This window comes from Mesorhizobium sp. M1428, from assembly GCF_040317515.1.
In the GTDB taxonomy this organism is placed as follows: domain Bacteria; phylum Pseudomonadota; class Alphaproteobacteria; order Rhizobiales; family Rhizobiaceae; genus Mesorhizobium.
Genome location: NZ_JAMYKT010000024.1, coordinates 16,923 through 33,096, shown reverse-complemented (window position 1 = coordinate 33,096; position 16,174 = coordinate 16,923). Strand labels below are relative to the sequence as shown.

General features: G+C 63.9%; 20 protein-coding genes. 16 read left to right on the top strand and 4 right to left on the bottom strand.

Going from position 1 to position 16,174, the window contains the following annotated elements; translation table 11 throughout:
• The first annotated feature begins 137 nt into the window (after nt 1–137).
• The 4 genes from NKG60_RS25615 to leuC all read left to right on the top strand — a co-directional run bounded on the left by NKG60_RS25615 (nt 138) and on the right by leuC (nt 3,521).
• Nucleotides 138–950, top strand: a complete 813-nt coding sequence (locus tag NKG60_RS25615) for an amino acid ABC transporter permease (protein WP_352867874.1) — start codon at nt 138–140, stop codon at nt 948–950.
• A gap of 50 nt (nt 951–1,000) precedes the next feature.
• Nucleotides 1,001–1,636, top strand: a complete 636-nt coding sequence (locus tag NKG60_RS25610; RefSeq protein WP_352975890.1) for a class I SAM-dependent DNA methyltransferase — start codon at nt 1,001–1,003, stop codon at nt 1,634–1,636.
• A 249-nt stretch (nt 1,637–1,885) separates the two neighbouring features.
• Nucleotides 1,886–2,038 carry a hypothetical protein gene (locus NKG60_RS25605; protein WP_352867929.1) on the top strand — a complete coding sequence of 51 codons (153 nt, stop codon included), beginning with the start codon at nt 1,886–1,888 and terminating at the stop codon, nt 2,036–2,038.
• A 73-nt stretch (nt 2,039–2,111) separates the two neighbouring features.
• Nucleotides 2,112–3,521 carry a 3-isopropylmalate dehydratase large subunit gene (leuC, locus tag NKG60_RS25600; protein WP_352493165.1) on the top strand — a complete coding sequence of 470 codons (1,410 nt, stop codon included), beginning with the start codon at nt 2,112–2,114 and terminating at the stop codon, nt 3,519–3,521.
• Between the two features lie 62 nt (nt 3,522–3,583).
• Here the strand turns inward: leuC and NKG60_RS25595 are convergent, their stop codons facing one another.
• A complete protein-coding gene (locus NKG60_RS25595) occupies nt 3,584–3,895 on the bottom strand; it encodes a hypothetical protein (RefSeq protein WP_352493166.1) in 312 nt (103 codons plus the stop codon).
• A 160-nt stretch (nt 3,896–4,055) separates the two neighbouring features.
• Here NKG60_RS25595 and NKG60_RS25590 point away from each other — a divergent pair, with 160 nt between their 5' ends.
• Nucleotides 4,056–5,252: a GGDEF domain-containing protein gene (locus NKG60_RS25590; RefSeq protein WP_352867884.1), complete on the top strand. Its 1,197-nt coding sequence runs from the start codon at nt 4,056–4,058 to the stop codon at nt 5,250–5,252.
• A gap of 78 nt (nt 5,253–5,330) precedes the next feature.
• Nucleotides 5,331–6,551, top strand: coding sequence for a GGDEF domain-containing protein (locus NKG60_RS25585; protein ID WP_352668077.1), 1,221 nt, complete (start codon nt 5,331–5,333; stop codon nt 6,549–6,551).
• Here NKG60_RS25585 and NKG60_RS25580 read toward each other — a convergent pair.
• On the bottom strand, nt 6,535–6,894 hold the full coding sequence (locus tag NKG60_RS25580; RefSeq protein WP_352668080.1) for a hypothetical protein: 360 nt from the start codon (nt 6,892–6,894) through the stop codon (nt 6,535–6,537). The genes NKG60_RS25585 and NKG60_RS25580 overlap by 17 nt on opposite strands.
• A gap of 252 nt (nt 6,895–7,146) precedes the next feature.
• Between NKG60_RS25580 and NKG60_RS25575 the strand changes: the two genes are divergently transcribed.
• From NKG60_RS25575 to NKG60_RS25545, 7 genes are all read left to right on the top strand, one after another.
• Entirely contained in the window at nt 7,147–7,527 is a 381-nt protein-coding gene (locus NKG60_RS25575) for an RAD23 family protein (RefSeq protein WP_352867888.1), read from the top strand.
• Between the two features lie 243 nt (nt 7,528–7,770).
• Nucleotides 7,771–8,190: a succinate dehydrogenase, cytochrome b556 subunit gene (gene sdhC, locus NKG60_RS25570; protein WP_292663224.1), complete on the top strand. Its 420-nt coding sequence runs from the start codon at nt 7,771–7,773 to the stop codon at nt 8,188–8,190.
• A 1-nt stretch (nt 8,191) separates the two neighbouring features.
• Nucleotides 8,192–8,587: a succinate dehydrogenase, hydrophobic membrane anchor protein gene (gene sdhD, locus NKG60_RS25565; RefSeq protein ID WP_352468070.1), complete on the top strand. Its 396-nt coding sequence runs from the start codon at nt 8,192–8,194 to the stop codon at nt 8,585–8,587.
• A gap of 3 nt (nt 8,588–8,590) precedes the next feature.
• Nucleotides 8,591–10,429 carry a succinate dehydrogenase flavoprotein subunit gene (gene sdhA, locus NKG60_RS25560; protein ID WP_352668083.1) on the top strand — a complete coding sequence of 613 codons (1,839 nt, stop codon included), beginning with the start codon at nt 8,591–8,593 and terminating at the stop codon, nt 10,427–10,429.
• Between the two features lie 2 nt (nt 10,430–10,431).
• Nucleotides 10,432–10,869, top strand: coding sequence for a DUF3052 domain-containing protein (locus NKG60_RS25555; RefSeq protein WP_352668085.1), 438 nt, complete (start codon nt 10,432–10,434; stop codon nt 10,867–10,869).
• On the top strand, nt 10,869–11,648 hold the full coding sequence (locus tag NKG60_RS25550) for a succinate dehydrogenase iron-sulfur subunit (RefSeq protein ID WP_292663232.1): 780 nt from the start codon (nt 10,869–10,871) through the stop codon (nt 11,646–11,648). The genes NKG60_RS25555 and NKG60_RS25550 overlap by 1 nt, the downstream gene beginning before the upstream one ends.
• A gap of 232 nt (nt 11,649–11,880) precedes the next feature.
• Entirely contained in the window at nt 11,881–12,519 is a 639-nt protein-coding gene (locus NKG60_RS25545) for a YceH family protein (protein ID WP_352975888.1), read from the top strand.
• A gap of 252 nt (nt 12,520–12,771) precedes the next feature.
• On the opposite strand, the gene NKG60_RS25540 is transcribed toward NKG60_RS25545, so the two are convergent.
• Nucleotides 12,772–13,197: an OsmC family protein gene (locus NKG60_RS25540; RefSeq protein WP_352643715.1), complete on the bottom strand. Its 426-nt coding sequence runs from the start codon at nt 13,195–13,197 to the stop codon at nt 12,772–12,774.
• 225 nt (nt 13,198–13,422) lie between these two features.
• On the opposite strand from NKG60_RS25540, the gene NKG60_RS25535 reads away from it, so the two are divergent.
• The 3 genes from NKG60_RS25535 (at nt 13,423) to NKG60_RS25525 (ending at nt 14,665) form a co-directional block, all read left to right on the top strand.
• Nucleotides 13,423–13,659, top strand: coding sequence for a hypothetical protein (locus NKG60_RS25535; RefSeq protein WP_352668090.1), 237 nt, complete (start codon nt 13,423–13,425; stop codon nt 13,657–13,659).
• 2 nt (nt 13,660–13,661) lie between these two features.
• Nucleotides 13,662–14,018, top strand: coding sequence for a YciI family protein (locus NKG60_RS25530; protein WP_352668092.1), 357 nt, complete (start codon nt 13,662–13,664; stop codon nt 14,016–14,018).
• Nucleotides 14,019–14,137: 119 nt separating this feature from the next.
• Nucleotides 14,138–14,665 (top strand): hypothetical protein, encoded by a 528-nt coding sequence (locus tag NKG60_RS25525; RefSeq protein ID WP_352540843.1) that lies wholly within the window; start codon nt 14,138–14,140, stop codon nt 14,663–14,665.
• A gap of 263 nt (nt 14,666–14,928) precedes the next feature.
• Here the strand turns inward: NKG60_RS25525 and NKG60_RS25520 are convergent, their stop codons facing one another.
• Nucleotides 14,929–16,173 (bottom strand): ubiquinone biosynthesis hydroxylase, encoded by a 1,245-nt coding sequence (locus tag NKG60_RS25520; RefSeq protein ID WP_352668116.1) that lies wholly within the window; start codon nt 16,171–16,173, stop codon nt 14,929–14,931.
• Between the last annotated feature and the right edge of the window lies 1 nt (nt 16,174).

The window sequence follows — 16,174 nt, the reverse complement described above, 5'->3', positions numbered from 1 at the left end:
CGCACATTCTGCAACGTTGGGGGTTGGCGAAAGCAGGCGCGACAGCCGATCTCCCCCCTTGCGGGGGAGATGGCCGGCAGGCCAGAGGGGGGTGTGACAGAACGCTGCCTTCGTGACACTGTCACCGGTACCGCTTGATGCCGTCGGCGCCCCCAGCCACCGCCAAATCCGACTTCCCCTGGTGGCTTGCCGTGGCCGTGGCGATCGCCTTGGCCGCCGCTATCTTCATCGCTGCCAGCGACCTCTATGCCCAGGTCTTCACAACCGTCGCCAAGGGCATCGGCGTCACCATCTTCGTCACTGTGGTCGCCTTCGCGCTGGCTTGCGCGATCGGGCTCGGCGTCGCGCTGATGGGCCTGTCGGACTCACGCTGGCTCAGCCAGATCGCCCGCTTCTATGTCGAGATCATCCGCGGCGTGCCGATGCTGGTGCTGTTGTTCTGGATCGCCTTTGCCGGCGCGCCGGCCTTCGTCGCGGCATGGAACGCGCTGACGGCGCCGCTGCAAAGCGCCGGCCTCTTCGGTGAGCTGCTGGTACGCGACGTGTCGCTTTTATGGCGCGCCGTCATGGCGCTGACCATCGGCTATTCCGCCTTCATCTCGGAGGTGTTCCGCGCCGGTATCCAGGCGGTCGAGAAGGGCCAGATCGAGGCGGCGAAGGCGCTCGGGCTGACGCGCACGCAGCGCTTCCGGCTCGTCATCTTTCCGCAGGCGATCCGCACCATCCTGCCGCCGCTCGGCAATGATTTCGTCGCCATGGTCAAGGATTCCTCGCTGGTCTCGGTGCTCGGCGTCGCCGACATCACCCAGATGGGCAAGATCTACGCCGCCGGCTCGTTCCGCTTCTTCGAAACCTATTCCATCGTCGCCTATATCTATCTCATGCTGACCGTCGGCTTGTCGCTGGCCCTGCGGGCGCTGGAGAAGCGGCTGCGCCACCAGAATGGGTAATAGAAGGCAGGCGAAATCGGCGCTACCATCGAGCGGACCGGGGAGGACCCATGATCATCGACAAGGCCAATGCGGCGCTGGAAGCGGTTTACACGGCCGACACGCCTGAGGCGCTCGCCAAGGCCTATGCGCAATGGGCCGCGACCTATGACGGTGAAATCGCGGCGCTCGGCTATCTCCTGCCGTTCCTGATCACCGCCTGGGTGGCGCGCCACGTGCCGCCGGGCGAAGGGCCGCTCCTCGACGCCGGCTGCGGCACCGGCCTGTCGGGGCCGTCGCTCAAGGCGCTCGGCTACCACGATATTGCCGGGCTCGACCTGTCGCAGGACATGCTGAAAATCGCCGGCAGCCGGCAGGCCTACAGCGAGCTGAAACAGGCGATGCTCGGCGGGCCATTGCCCTGGCCGGACGGGTATTTCCGCGCCTTCTTCTCGACCGGCGTGTTCACCATCAGCCACGCGCCGGCGTCGGCCCTGCATGAACTGGTACGCATCACCAGGAAGGGCGGCCACGCCATCTTCACGGTCCGTGACCAGGTGTTTGAAAGCGGCGGGTTCAAGGCTGTGCTTGGCGAACTGGAGCAGGCGAAAAAATGGCGGCCGGTCGAGGAGAGCCCATGGTTCCGCTGCTATGCGATCGCCGAGCCCGACGCGCTGGTGAAAACGTTTGTGTTCGAGGTAATTTGAGTAAGCTTGGCGGTTGCTCCTCGCCCCCGCAAAGCGGGGGAGAGGTGGCCCGGCGAAGCCGGGACGGAGAGGGGGACCACATCCGCGAAGCCAGAACCCGGTGAGGAATCGGGCGAGAGACCGGCCATATGCGAAATCTGCCAAAATGCTCCAACGCCGCGATGGCCCCTCTCCGTCCCGGCTTCGCCGGGCCACCTCTCCCCACTCCGTGGGGCGAGGAACCCAGGTTTCGCGCCACGCACCCGCCGATTGCTGAAAAGCCAAAACATTGATATGAGCAACGCCATGGAAGAGCTTTTTGGCGATCCGGCCTATAAAGGTTTCGTGCTGCAGGACAGAAAACGCCTGCCGTCGCGATTTTCCGCGCGCGTCTGCGGGGCGCTGACCAGCCGACTTAGCTAGGGCGGACTCGCCAGGCTGTTTCGCCGGGCCGACCGGCGTCCTTTTCCCTTTTTAAATCGACGGATTTACGCAAATGAGCGCACCGCGCACCCTCTATGACAAGATTTTCGACGACCATGTCGTCGACCGCCAGGACGACGGCACCTGCCTGCTCTATATCGACCGCCATCTGGTCCACGAAGTCACCAGCCCGCAGGCTTTCGAAGGCCTGCGCATGACCGGCCGCAAGGTTCGGCATCCGGAAAAGACGCTGGCCGTGGTCGACCACAATGTGTCGACCTCGCCGGAACGCAAGTTCGGCATCAAGAACGAGGAAAGCCGCATTCAGGTCGAGGCACTGGCCAAGAACGCCAAGGATTTCGGTATCGAATATTATTCCGAGAAGGATATCCGCCAGGGCATCGTCCACATCATCGGTCCCGAGCAGGGCTTTACGCTGCCCGGCATGACCATCGTCTGCGGCGACAGCCACACCTCGACGCATGGCGCGTTCGGGGCGCTGGCGCATGGCATCGGCACCTCGGAAGTCGAGCATGTGCTGGCGACGCAGACGCTGATCCAGCGCAAGGCCAAGAACATGCTGGTGCGCGTCGACGGCGCACTGCCGGAAGGCGTCACCGCCAAGGACATCATCCTCGCCATCATCGGTGAGATCGGCACGGCCGGCGGCACCGGCTATGTTATCGAATATGCCGGCGAGGCGATCCGCGCGCTGTCGATGGAAGGCCGCATGACGATCTGCAACATGTCGATCGAAGCCGGCGCGCGCGCCGGCCTGATCGCGCCCGACGAGACCACCTTCGCCTATGTCAAGGACAAGCCGCGCGCCCCCAAGGGCGAAGCCTGGGACGCCGCGCTCGCCTATTGGAAGACGCTGCAGTCCGACGAAGGCGCGCATTTCGACAAGGTGGTCGTGCTCGACGCGGCAAAACTGCCGCCGATCGTCTCCTGGGGCTCCTCGCCCGAGGACGTGGTCTCGGTGCAAGGCATCGTGCCGAACCCGGACGATATAACCGACGAGAACAAGCGCACGTCCAAGCAACGCGCACTCGATTATATGGGCCTGAAGCCGGGCACCAAGATCACCGATATCGAACTCGATCGCGTCTTCATCGGCTCCTGCACCAATGGCCGCATCGAGGATCTGCGCGCCGCCGCCAAGGTGATCGAGGGCAAGAAGGTCAACCCGCGGGTCAGTGCGATGATCGTGCCGGGCTCCGGTCTGGTCAAGGAACAGGCCGAGGCCGAAGGCCTAGACAAGATCTTTGTCGCCGCCGGCTTCGACTGGCGTGAGCCGGGCTGCTCGATGTGCCTTGCCATGAACGACGACCGGCTGAAGCCGCATGAGCGCTGCGCCTCGACCTCGAACCGCAATTTCGAAGGGCGCCAAGGCTTCAAGGGCCGCACGCATCTGGTATCGCCGGCAATGGCGGCGGCGGCAGCGATTGCCGGCCATTTCGTCGACATCCGCGAGTGGAAATAGGGCAGGGGCTCTCGCGCAGTTAGATATGAGGTGCCCGAGCCGCAATGCGGTTCGGGCATTCTTCAGCCGGGCCGCCTGACGAATTCGTGGAATCCCTCACGGCGGCCGGGTTGATCCTTTGCGACGACCAGCGCCAGTTCTCGCTCGTCGAAGAGTTTGAACCATTCGTCCCATTCGACCAGTTCATAGCCGCCGGCATTGACTGGGCGTTCGGCCTCATCCTGGTCCTGGTAGGCATGCTGGCCGAAGACCAGCCTCAGCATGGGCTGCGTTCCGGCTTCGGGCGACACGTCGACGATCGCCGGAAAGCCGGCGCGCGCCGCGGCCCATGAGCGAATTGCATCGTGATCGGTCAGCATGATCGTGTCGGCCATCGGAGCGTCTCCTGGTTGCCGTCGTGAAACGCCGCTCGCCGTTCGCGGTTCCGCCCAGCGGCCTTGTCGACGCACCCGTCGTATATTCGCTTTCGCTTAACCGCTTGTTTGGGCTTCCGCTCTAACGTCTCCTGAGGGAAGCGAGGGGAAATTACAGCGCTTGGACACCGGACTGCTCATAGCGCTGCTCAATCCAGCTATCGCCCTCACACTCGGCACGGCATTTCTCGTGCTGTGGTTCCATCAGCGTCACCGTCCCTATCTGGCTGTGCTGGCGGCGGGCTACTCGGCTTCGGCCGCAGGCTTCCTGCTCCAGTATTTCACGCTGCCGGTCGGTATGGCGCCCACCAAGCTCATCTCGATCCTGTGCTTCACCTTTGCCACCTGCTGTCTCGCCGGCGCGGTCATTGCGCGCTACGGGCGGCGCGTGCCTTACCCGGCGGTCGGCATTCTGGCCTGCGGCGGACTGGCCGCGTTCTCGTGGTTTCTTTTTGCCCGGCCGGATCTCACCTGGCGCATCCTTGCAATCAATTTCAGCTTCGGGGGCATCAGCCTGGTTGTCGCCGCCGAGTTGCGCGTGGTGCGCAACAACGGCCCGACGGAAATGATCTTGTTCGTGCTGTCGCTGCTTTCCGGCCTGAACTTCCTGGCGCGGACCCTTGCCGTCGTCATCGCGCATGGGCCGTTCACCAGCTATGAAGGGCTTTACACCTCGTCCTACTGGACGACGGCGCTGCTGTCGCATGCATTGCTGTCGCTGCTTATTGCACTTTGCCTGTTCGGCGCCGCCGCGCTGGATGTGATGAAGGCCCTGAAGACCGAAACCCTGACAGACCCGCTGTCGGGGCTGCTCAACCGCCGCGGTTTCGAAGAGCGTGCCACGGTGGTCCTGCAGCACTGTGCCACGGCGCGGTTGCCGGTTACGCTGGTGCTGGCCGATCTCGATCATTTCAAGGCACTCAACGATCAGCATGGTCACGCGGCCGGCGATCGTGTCATCGCTGACTTCGCCGCCAAGCTTCTATCGGCTGCAGGTACGGGTGGCGTTGCCGGCCGCATCGGCGGCGAGGAGTTTGCCGTGCTTTTGCCGCTCAGCGACCTTGGCGCGGCGAGACTGTTTGCCGAAACCATTCGCACGCTCTATTCGGCGGGCAGAATCGACGGGCTTCCGCCCGAGACAAGGGTGACCGCGAGCTTCGGCGTGGCCGCCCGCACTAGCGACGAAGGGCTGGACCCGCTGATGCGCCGTGCCGACGAAGCACTCTACAAAGCCAAGAGGAATGGCCGCGACAGCGTGTGCCTGTCCTATCAGCGGCCTGAAACAGTCGTCCTTCCCAATCGGACCAGTGCTGGCTGAGCGTCAGCGGCGCCGTCGAATTAACGTCTTTTTCGCGCCTCGGTGATTTGCTGTTCGGCGGGGAGTGCCAAAAACGCCATGGGCAGCGCTAATTTCATCCTGGTGATCAACCTGTTCGTTGCCGGGCTGCTGGCGGCGGCCTTCATGACGATCGCGGTCTATGACGCCGGCCGGGTGTCGGCGCGCTGGCTGGCGTTCGGCTATGTGCTCGGCATGGCTTATTTCGCGATCGAGTTCAGCATTCCTGCCTTCGACAATGCGCGTCCCGTGGTTGTCGCCGCCTTTGCCGCCTTCCTCGGCGCTACCGTCGCCTTCAATGGCGGGCTTGCCCATAAATACCGCGTTTCGCCGCCTTGGCCGCCGATGCTGTTCTTCCTGGTCTTCGCCACCCTCGCGGTCTACTTCGTCCAGGACCTGCCACGCCAATCCTTTGTGCGAATGGCGGCCTACCAGCTTCCCTATGCGGCCATGCAATTCACCGGGCTGGCGATCGTCTTGTCGTCCAGGCAAAGACGCGAGCGGCTCGACTATATGCTGATGGCTGTCCTGGCGGCCAGCACCTTGCAGTTCGCCAGCAAACCCTTCATCGCCCATGCGCTCGGCGGCTGGGGTGCCAACCCGCAATCTTATGCGCAGACCAGTTACGCGTTGGTGTCGCAGTCGATCGGCACCGTGTTCGGCCTGGCGCTTGCGCTGGTGACGCTGGCTATCCTGGTCCGCGACGTGCTCGCCGAGGCGACGTCGAAGTCGGAAACCGATACGCTTTCACGGCTGCTCAACCGTGGCGGCTTCGAGCGCCATGCCGAGATCGCACTGCGCGACGCCATGCGGCGGGCCGTTCCAGCGGCACTGGTCATTGCCGATCTCGACCATTTCAAGCGCATCAACGATACTTACGGCCACGCGTCCGGCGATCGGGTCATCGAGACCTTTGCCGGTTTTCTCCGCGATGCCGCGGCCGACCATCATGTTGCCGGCCGCATCGGCGGCGAGGAATTCGCTATTTTCCTGCCAGGGACCAATCTAGCCGCCGCCCGGCTCTTTGCCGAGGGTACGCGTAGCGCCTTCGGTGCCACGCCGATCGACTGCCTGCCCGCGGATCACCGCTGCAGCGCCAGTTTCGGCGTTGCCGAGCTTGGTCCGGGCGAAAGCTTTTCCGACCTGCTGCGGCGCGCCGACAAAGCGCTCTATCAGGCGAAGGGCAGCGGCCGCGATTGTGTGCGTGTCTCGGTGGGGTCGGCTGTTGCCCAGCCGGCAGCGGTGGCAAAAGGCGGCGTGGCCGTCAGCGGCAGGGGCTGAGCTCCGGCATTTCGCCGTCGGAGAGGCCGTACATATAGCTGCGGCCCTTGACGAAAACCGGCGGCCTGTAGCAGTCGCCGCCGCGGACATCGTCCGATTCGTTTTCGTAGATCACGTCGGGCTGGCCGGCGCTGGTGTAGGCGGACAATTCCTTGGCGAGCTTGCCCTCGCCGACGAGGATACGCTTGTAGCCGGCGGCGCTTTCGATGACGAGATTGCCGAAGGAATCGGCATAGACGCGGTCGTGGTGACGCGTCCCGGCGAGTGCTGGTGCGGCGATGCCGAGGGCGAGCGCCGCCAATAGGAACCAGGGAAGGCGCGATCCTGCTGAATTCGAATGCATGGCGTGCTGCTCCTTTGCTGAGAGGCAAGCCTCCTCGAATCAGAAATTAACCTTTTATTAACCTTTGTTAAGAGGGCAACGGCAGCCGGGGCGAGGTCTCGGAAAACATGGTTAATTTCGAGCACCCACCGGCCATCATTCGGCCATGCCGTGTTCCCACCATCGCCGGCATCGAGCGCGACTCAAAAAGCATGAAAATCCGGGGGCTTGCCGGAGCATCGCGGCGGGTTCGATGCGCGGGAGAAAAGCAGCATGAGATTACGCCGCACGTTTCGGATGGCGCTGGCCATTCCGCCGCTGCTAACCGCCGCCGCCTGCGCGCCGCAGACCAGCGCGCCCAAGCTCGGCAATACGCCCGCCGCTTCCGTGTCGCTTGCTCCCGCCGCTAGCGAACCGACGGCACGGCAGCCGCGCACTGCAACCTACAAATGCGCCGACGGTAGCGTGATGACCATCGAGAACCTCGGCACGTCGGTGCGCGTCCTCGGCCCCGACGGCACCAGCGCCGAGCTGCCGGCCTCACCGGCCAATCAGACAAGCCGCTACGGCGAGGCGCATGACGCAATCGTGATCGATGGGCGTGATGCGCTGGTGATGAAGGGCGGTGCATCACCGCTGGCCTGCAAGCGCTGATCCGCCCCTTGCGCCAGCCATATTTTTGCAGTGCAGCGACATTGTGCCGGCTCAAGGCAACAGCCCTAATCGATTGAAGCTGAAAGCCTCGCTTTCGTCAGACTAAATTACGTTTTCGAAACGGTTTTCCGGCTTTGACGCGGTGCAAAAAGAGCATTAGAAACCGGCTGTCCGAAGTCGCAACCGGAAGCGGCAATGCCGCATTTCCACCTGAGGCTCCAGAGACGCCGAACTGGGGGAGCCATGAGCAAATCACCAGCCACCCGCGAATTTGCCAGACGCGAACGGCCGCTTTCGCCGCATTTGACCGTCTATCGGCCGCCGATCACCATGACGATGTCGATCGTCCACCGCATCACCGGCGGGGCGCTCTATTTCGGCACGCTGCTGGTCGCCCTGTGGCTGATGGCGGCGGCGAGCTCGGAGGCGACCTTCAATGCTGTCAACTGGGCCTTCGGCTCGTGGCTGGGACGGCTGGTGCTGTTCGGCTACAGCTGGGCGCTGATGCACCACATGCTGGGCGGTGTGCGCCATCTTATCTGGGACACTGGGGCAGGGCTGGAAAAGCATACGGCCTCGAGGATCGCCTGGGCGACGCTGGCCGGCTCGGTCACGCTGACGCTGCTGATCTGGATTGCCGGCTACATGGCGCGGGGAGCCTGACATGAACGGCAAGAACACCGACATGCGCACGCCGCTGGCCAAGGTCCGCGGCCTCGGTTCCGCCCGCGAGGGTACCGGCCATTTCTGGCGCCAGCGGCTGACGGCCATCTCCAATATCCCGCTGGTCCTGTTCTTCGTCGGCTTCCTGATCGCACTCAACGGCGCCAGCTATCTCGAGGTGCGCGCCGCACTTGCCAATCCGTTCGTGGCACTGGTGCTGGCGCTGGTGTTGTTGTCGGTGCTCTACCACATGCGGCTCGGCATGCAGGCAATCATCGAAGACTATGTGCACGGCGAAGGCGCCAGGCTGGCGCTGCTCGCCCTCAACACATTCTTTCCCGTAGTCGTCGGCGTCGCCTCGGTCTTCGCCCTGCTTAAACTGGCATTTGGAGGCTGAGTTTTGGCCAAGGACGCTAAGAACGCCAACACGGCTTCCGCCTATAGCTATGTCGACCACAAATTCGACGTCGTGGTCGTCGGCGCCGGCGGCGCCGGCCTGCGCGCCACGCTCGGCATGGCCGAACAGGGCCTGCGCACCGCCTGCATCACCAAGGTGTTCCCGACGCGCTCGCATACGGTGGCGGCGCAGGGCGGCATTGCCGCCTCGCTCGCCAATATGGGGCCAGACAACTGGCAGTGGCATCTCTTCGACACGGTCAAGGGCTCGGATTGGCTGGGCGACACCGACGCGCAGGAATACATGGTGCGCGAGGCGCCGGCGGCGGTCTACGAGCTCGAGCATTACGGCGTTCCCTTCAGCCGCACCGAGGACGGGAAAATCTACCAGCGGCCGTTCGGCGGCATGATGATGAATTTCGGCGAGGGGCCGCCAGTGCAGCGCACCTGTGCGGCCGCCGACCGCACCGGCCACGCCATGCTGCACACGCTCTACGGCCAGTCGCTGAAGCACAATGCGCAGTTCTTCATCGAGTATTTCGCGCTCGACCTGATCATGGAGCCGGACGGAACCTGCACCGGCGTCGTCGCCTGGAACCTCGACGACGGCACCATCCATCGTTTTTCGGCCAAGATGGTGGTGCTGGCGACAGGCGGCTATGGCCGCGCCTATTTCTCGGCCACTTCGGCGCATACCTGCACCGGCGATGGCGGCGGCATGGCCGCACGCGCAGGCCTGCCGCTGCAGGACATGGAGTTCGTGCAGTTCCACCCGACCGGCATCTACGGCGCCGGCTGCCTGATCACCGAGGGCGCGCGCGGCGAGGGCGGCTATCTCGTCAATTCCGAGGGCGAGCGCTTCATGGAGCGTTACGCGCCGTCAGCCAAGGACCTGGCTTCCCGAGACGTGGTCTCGCGCTGTATGACGCTGGAGATCCGCGAGGGCCGCGGCGTCGGCCCGAAGAAGGATCACATCTTCCTGCATCTCGACCATCTCGACCCGGCCGTTCTGCACGAGAGGCTTCCCGGTATCTCGGAATCGGCAAAGATCTTTGCCGGCGTCGACCTGACCAAGGAACCGATACCGGTGCTGCCGACGGTCCACTACAATATGGGCGGCGTGCCGACCAACTACTGGGGCGAGGTGCTGAACCCGACGGCGTCGAATCCGGACCAGGTGTCACCCGGGCTGATGGCGGTCGGCGAGGCCGGCTGCGCCTCGGTGCACGGCGCCAACCGGCTGGGCTCCAACTCGCTGATTGACCTGGTGGTGTTCGGCCGCGCGGCGGCGATCCGGGCCGGCCAGGTGATCGACCGCACCTCGGCGATCCCATCGCCCAACGAGGCTTCGGTCGAAAAGATCATGGATCGCTTCGACCGGCTGCGTCACGCCAACGGCTCGACGCCGACAGCGGTTTTGCGCGAAAAGATGCAGAAGGCGATGCAGGAGGACGCAGCGGTGTTCCGCACCCAGGAATCGCTGCAAAGCGGCTGCAGGCGCATTTCGCAGCTGTGGGGCGAGCTCAAGGACGTGAAAGTGTTCGATCGCTCGATGATCTGGAACTCCGATCTGGTCGAGACGCTGGAGCTGGAAAACCTGATGGCCAACGCCATCACCACCGTCTACGGCGCCGAGGCGCGCAAGGAAAGCCGCGGCGCGCACGCGCGGGAGGACTTTTCGGCCCGCGACGACGCCAATTGGCGCAAGCACACGCTGGCCCGGCTCAACGAGGCCGGCGAGGTGGCGCTCACCTATCGGCCGGTGCACACCGAGACGCTGCTCAAGGAGGCAGACGGCGGCATCAACCCGGCCAAGATCGCGCCAAAGGCCAGGGTGTATTGATCATGGCGGTGGCGGCAGCTGGATATTCCGGCACACCCCTTCCAGCCAAGCTCGGCCTGAAGGACGGGATGATTGCCGCCTTCGTCGCCTTGCCGCCCGAACTGGACGACCTTGCCGAAGCCGTGGATTTTGCCGGGCTCGACCGGCTGGCCAACTGGTCGGCGATTTCGGGCGTTCATCAGAAATATGATGCGGTGCATGCTTTCGCCCGGCAGCGTGTCGAGATCGAGGACCGTCTTGGCGACGTCGAAGCGGCGATCAAGCGGGACGGCATGGTCTGGGTGTCATGGCCAAAGAAGGCATCGAAAGTGCCGACCGACGTCACCGAGGACGTTATCCGCGCCGAGGCGCTGAAGCTCGACCTCGTCGACGTCAAGGTCGCCGCCATAAACGAGATCTGGTCCGGGCTGAAGCTCGTCATCCGAAAGGACCTGAGGTAATGGTCGAACTCACGCTCCCGAAAAACTCGAAGATCATGGCCGGAAAAACCTGGCCGAAGCCGGAGGGCGCGACCAATCTGCGCGAATACCGTATCTACCGCTGGTCGCCGGACGATGACGAGAACCCGCGCATGGACACGTATTTCGTCGACATGGACGATTGCGGGCCGATGGTGCTCGACGCGCTGCTCTGGATCAAGAACAAGATCGACCCGACCCTGACGCTGCGCCGCTCCTGCCGCGAAGGCATTTGCGGCTCCTGTGCCATGAACATCGACGGGTCGAATACGCTGGCCTGCACCAAGGGCTGTGACGACATTTCCGGCGCGATCAAGGTCTATCCGCTGCCGCACATGGCCGTGGTCAAGGACCTGGTGCCCGACCTCACCAATTTCTACGCCCAGCACGCCTCGATCGAGCCGTGGCTGAAGACGGTATCGCCCGAGCCGGCCAAGGAGTGGCTGCAGAGCCACGAGGACCGCGAAAAGCTCGACGGGCTCTACGAGTGCATATTGTGCGCCTGCTGCTCGACCTCCTGCCCGAGCTACTGGTGGAACGGCGAGCGCTATCTCGGCCCGGCGACGCTGCTGCAGGCCTATCGCTGGCTGATCGATTCCAGGGACGAGGCGACGGGCGAGCGGCTCGACAACCTCGAAGACCCGTTCCGGCTCTACCGCTGCCACACCATCATGAACTGCGCCCAGACCTGCCCCAAGGGGCTCAACCCGGCCAAGGCGATCGCCGAGATCAAGAAGATGATGGTGGAGCGACGGGTTTAGGGTTGCGGGCGGGATTGTCTCATCCGCAGCGATCCTTCGCGCCCCCCTCTGTCCTGCCGGACATCTCCCCCACGGGTGGGGAGATTGGCTGCCATCACGGCTTTCGCCAATCTCCAAGGTTGAAGGATGACGCGGTGTCGGCGAAGCTGCCGATCTCCCTCCTTGTGGGGAAGATGTCCGGCAGGACAGAGGGGGGCGCTGTCCCGCCAGCCTCAGAAAGGATTGTAGCCCAATGAGCGATGACCTTCCCATCCTCTCTCCCATCGAAGCGCGCGTGCTCGGCTGCCTGATCGAGAAGAAGGAGCTGACGCCGGATGTCTATCCGCTGACGCTCAATGCGGCACTTGCGGCGGCCAACCAGAAAACGGCGCGCGAGCCGGTGATGTCGGTCGAACTTGGCGAGGTCAGAAGGGCGCTTGGCCAGCTCGAGCAGAAGGGCCTCGTCAGGCAGGTGTTCGCGTCGCGCGTCGAGCGCTACGAGCATGTCGTGGCGCAGCGCTTTTCCCTGACCTCGGCGCAGATCGCGCTGCTCGGCCTGTTGCTGCTGCGCGGCCCGCAGACGGCCTATGAATTGCTGGCACGAAGCGAGCGTATGGCGCGGCTGCCGTCGATCGACGAGCTTCGCGGCAACCTCGATCTGCTGATCGGCCGCCGGCCACCGTTGGTGCAGCAGATCGATCGCGGGCCAGGCCAGCGCGAAGATCGCTATGTCCATCTGCTCAGCGGGCCAGTGGAGGCGTTGGCGGCCTCGGCGCCATGGCAACCACCGGCAGCGGCGCCCGACCTCGAAGCGCGCGTGCGTGCGCTGGAGGAAGAGCTTGCGGCGCTGCGTGCACGCCTCGAGGTGCTCGCTGGCGAAAGAAGCCAATAATCATTCGAGATGTCGGAGGGACAGCGCCCCCCTCTGTCCTGCCGGACATCTCCCCCACATGGGGGGAGATTGGATGTCACGTCGGCCTTCGCCAATCTCAAACGTTGAAAGATTGCGGGACGGCGAAGCTGCCAATCTCCCCCCTCGTGGGGGAGATGTCCGGCAGGACAGAGGGGGGCGCGACGGATCGCCAGCCTCTGGAAAAGCAAAACGCCGGCTCTGGGCCGGCGTTTTCCTGGCAAAGTGGTCTGCTCACCCGAGCCTGGCGTCGAGCGATACTTTGATGGCGCCGAGCGCTTTTGAAACCGGGCATTCGGCCTTGGCCTTCTCGGCCAATTCCTTGAACTTGGCGGCATCGATGCCCGGTACCTTGCCGACCAGCGTGATCGCGCTGCCAGTGATGCCGGTGCCGGGAACCAGCGTTACCACGGCCTTGGCGTCGAGCTCGGCGGCCGGAGTGCCGTTCTCGGCGAGAAAATGCGAAAGCTGCATGGCGTAGCAGCCGGCATGGGCGGCGGCGATCAGCTCCTCCGGGTTGGTGCCGGATTTGCCGCTCTCATCCTCGAAACGCATCTTGGCTGAATAGGGCGTGCCCTTCAGCGTCCCGCTCTGGGTTTCGAGTGTGCCTTTGCCTTCCTTGAAACTGCCTTTCCAAACGGCGTTGGCGGTGCGGTCCATCAATTCCTCCTTGATTGTCGTGGCTGAGCCCGTGATCGGCATCCAGTCGACTATAGCGCGCGCGGGAGCGAAGGCCACCCGCGCTTTCGTATCGGCGGCAGCATGGTCGGGCAAAATCGCTCGGGAAAATATCGCAAAAAAATATGCGTGCAAAAAATGTCGACTTCCATCTGTCCCGGCCGTCCTGCGGGCGGCCATGAAATTGGTGGCCGGATGGAGGACCACATGAACAATCTGTTTTCTGCTCACCCGACAAGCACCAGCCACAGGGCCGGTGAACAACAAGCCGACTGGTCGCGCGTGCCGCCTTCCGGCTTCGGCCGGCTGCTTGCGGCGATTGCCATCATCGGCATTGCGGTGTCCTTTCTGGATTATGCAGCGGGGCTCGACTATGCCGCCGCCAAAGGCCCGGCCAATGTTTCCGTAGCCTCGTCCTACGGTCCAACCCAGGAATGGAGGTAAAGATGAAATACGTTTGCCTGGTCTACGGTGAAGAAAAAGATCTCTACGCAATGACGCCTGCGAGGCTAGCCAAGCTCGACGCCGATTCACTGGCCTATGACAGGTCGGTGGCGCAAAGCGGACGGCTGGTCATAGCGCAGGCGCTGCAATCGGTGAAGACGTCGAAGACCGTGCGCCGGCGCAAAGGCAAGCGGCTGGTTACCGACGGCCCCTTCGCCGAAACCAAGGAGCAGTTGCTCGGTTTTGTCATGATCGAGGCCGAGGATCTCGACGAGGCGCTGGAGATCGCCGGCGGCATTCCGCTGGCCGAAATCGGCACGATCGAGGTGCGGGCGATCTACAACGTGCCGGGGTCGTAGGGATGTCGGCGGCCGGCGACTGGCGCAGGCTGTCGGTTTCTTCAATCGGCGCAACTTTTGCGTGTTGAAGCGAAGCAATACTTCTCCTATCGTCGCCCGAGATTGGGGGATCTTGGGGCATGCATATATTGATTGCTGCAATCGGCCTGCTGGGGGCAGCGGCGTTCTGGTGGTACCGGCTGAAGACCATGAACGACGCGGCGCGTGAGGTTGCCGACGTCGTTGGCCGCGTCCAGGGCAACGTCCGCCGCAAGAAACTGCGCAAGCAGGCGGCGCTCTCGCCGCTGACGGCGATCGACGATCCGGTCGTGGCCGCCGCGACGCTGATCACCGCCATCGTTTCCGAACATGGTCCTGTGCTGCCGCAACGCGAAGCTGCCATTCGATCGGTGATCTCGGAGATTGCCGACAAAAAACAGACCGATGAAGCGGTGATCTACGCCAAATGGGCGGCATCGCAAATCGACGACGCCACGGTCGTCATCGACAAGCTGGCACCGTTCCTGCGGGAACGGCTCGACGCGGCCGAAAGGAGCGATCTGCTGCGGATGGTCAGCCGTGCGGCGGAAGCCGGCGGGCAAAACCTGCAGATTCCCGACCAGCGCATGCTGCGACTGCGCCAGAAGCTGGGCTTCGAGGTCAACTAAGTTCCCTGACACGGAAATTTGGCAGACCGCATGGCGATTAAGCCGAGACGCCTGATCGCTTCGTCATCCTGGCGCGAAGCAAGGAGCGAAGCGACGCGGCGCAGACCCCAGGATCCATGCCGTGACCTTAAGGCGTCGCGACGGTGCAGAATTCTGCTCCGCTGCATTCTTCGTCTCAGGTCACGGCATGGATCTTGGGTCTTCTCTCCGCTTCGCGTTGCTACGCCCAAGGATGACGAAGTTGGGGGAGCATCAGGGCCTGTTTAGATCGCCTCGCCTTTCAATAGTTTCGGCGTGTCGCCGGACAGACCCGACGCCTGGCGGATGAAAAAGCCCTTCAGCCGCGGCATGCGCTCGACGAGGCCGAGGCCGATGTCGCGCAAAGTGCGCAGCGGGCCGAAATCGTTGGAAAACAGCCGGTTCAGCACATCGGTGGTGATGCCCATCTGCACCGTGTCGAAACGGCGCCATTGCTGGTAGCGCTCGAGCACGTCCAGCGCGCCGATGTCCTGGCCGAGCCGGTCGGCTTCGACCACCACTTCGGCAAGTGCAGCCACGTCCTTGAAGCCGAGATTGAGGCCCTGGCCGGCGATCGGATGAATGCCGTGGGCGGCGTCGCCGGCCAAGGCGATGCGCGGCACGACGAAGGCGCGCGCAATGGTCAGCCCGAGCGGCCAGGCGCGGGGCTTGTCGGCGATATGGATTTCGCCGAGCTTGAGGCCAAAGCGGTGCTCGAGCTCATATTCCAGGACCAGGGTGTCGCCCGCGACCAGCTTTTCGGCATCCTGCGACCGTTCGACCCAGACGATTGACGAACGGTTGGTACCGTCCTTGCCCGGCTTGAGTGGCAGCGTGGCAAAGGGGCCGGCTGGCAGAAAATGCTCTTCGGCGCGGCCGTTGTGCGGCCGCTCATGCGCCACCGTGCAGACGATGCCGGACTGCCCATACTCCCATTTCACCGTCTTGATGCCGGCCATGTCGCGCAGCTTCGAGTTGACGCCGTCGGCGGCGACCAGCAGGCGCGCTTTCAGCGTCGCGCCATCGGCAAGATGCACGGTGATGCCGGCACCGTTGATGTCGAAGGCGCTGACGGCGACGCCTTCGATGATGCCGATGCCGAGTTGTTCGGCGCGCCGGCGCAAGGCGCCGTTCAAATCCTTGTTGGCGACCATATGCGCAAAGGGTTCTCCGGGCGCGATCTCGCCGTCGAAGGTGAGGAACACTGGGCGGACCGGATCGGATGTGCGTGAATCGGTGACGATCATTTCGGTAATCGCCTGTGCCTCCGGCGCGATCTCGTTCCAGACGCCGAGCTGGTCGAGCATGCGGCACGCGGCGGCGGCAATCGCCGAGGCGCGGCCGTCCTTTTGCCAGACCCCGGCGGGTGCTGCATCGACGACGGCAACGGCAAGGCTCGGCCGCGCCTGCTTCAGCGATACGGCGGCGGCCAAGCCGATATAGCCGGCGCCGGCGACCAGAACGTCGAGCGAATTCTTGCTGTCCACCATG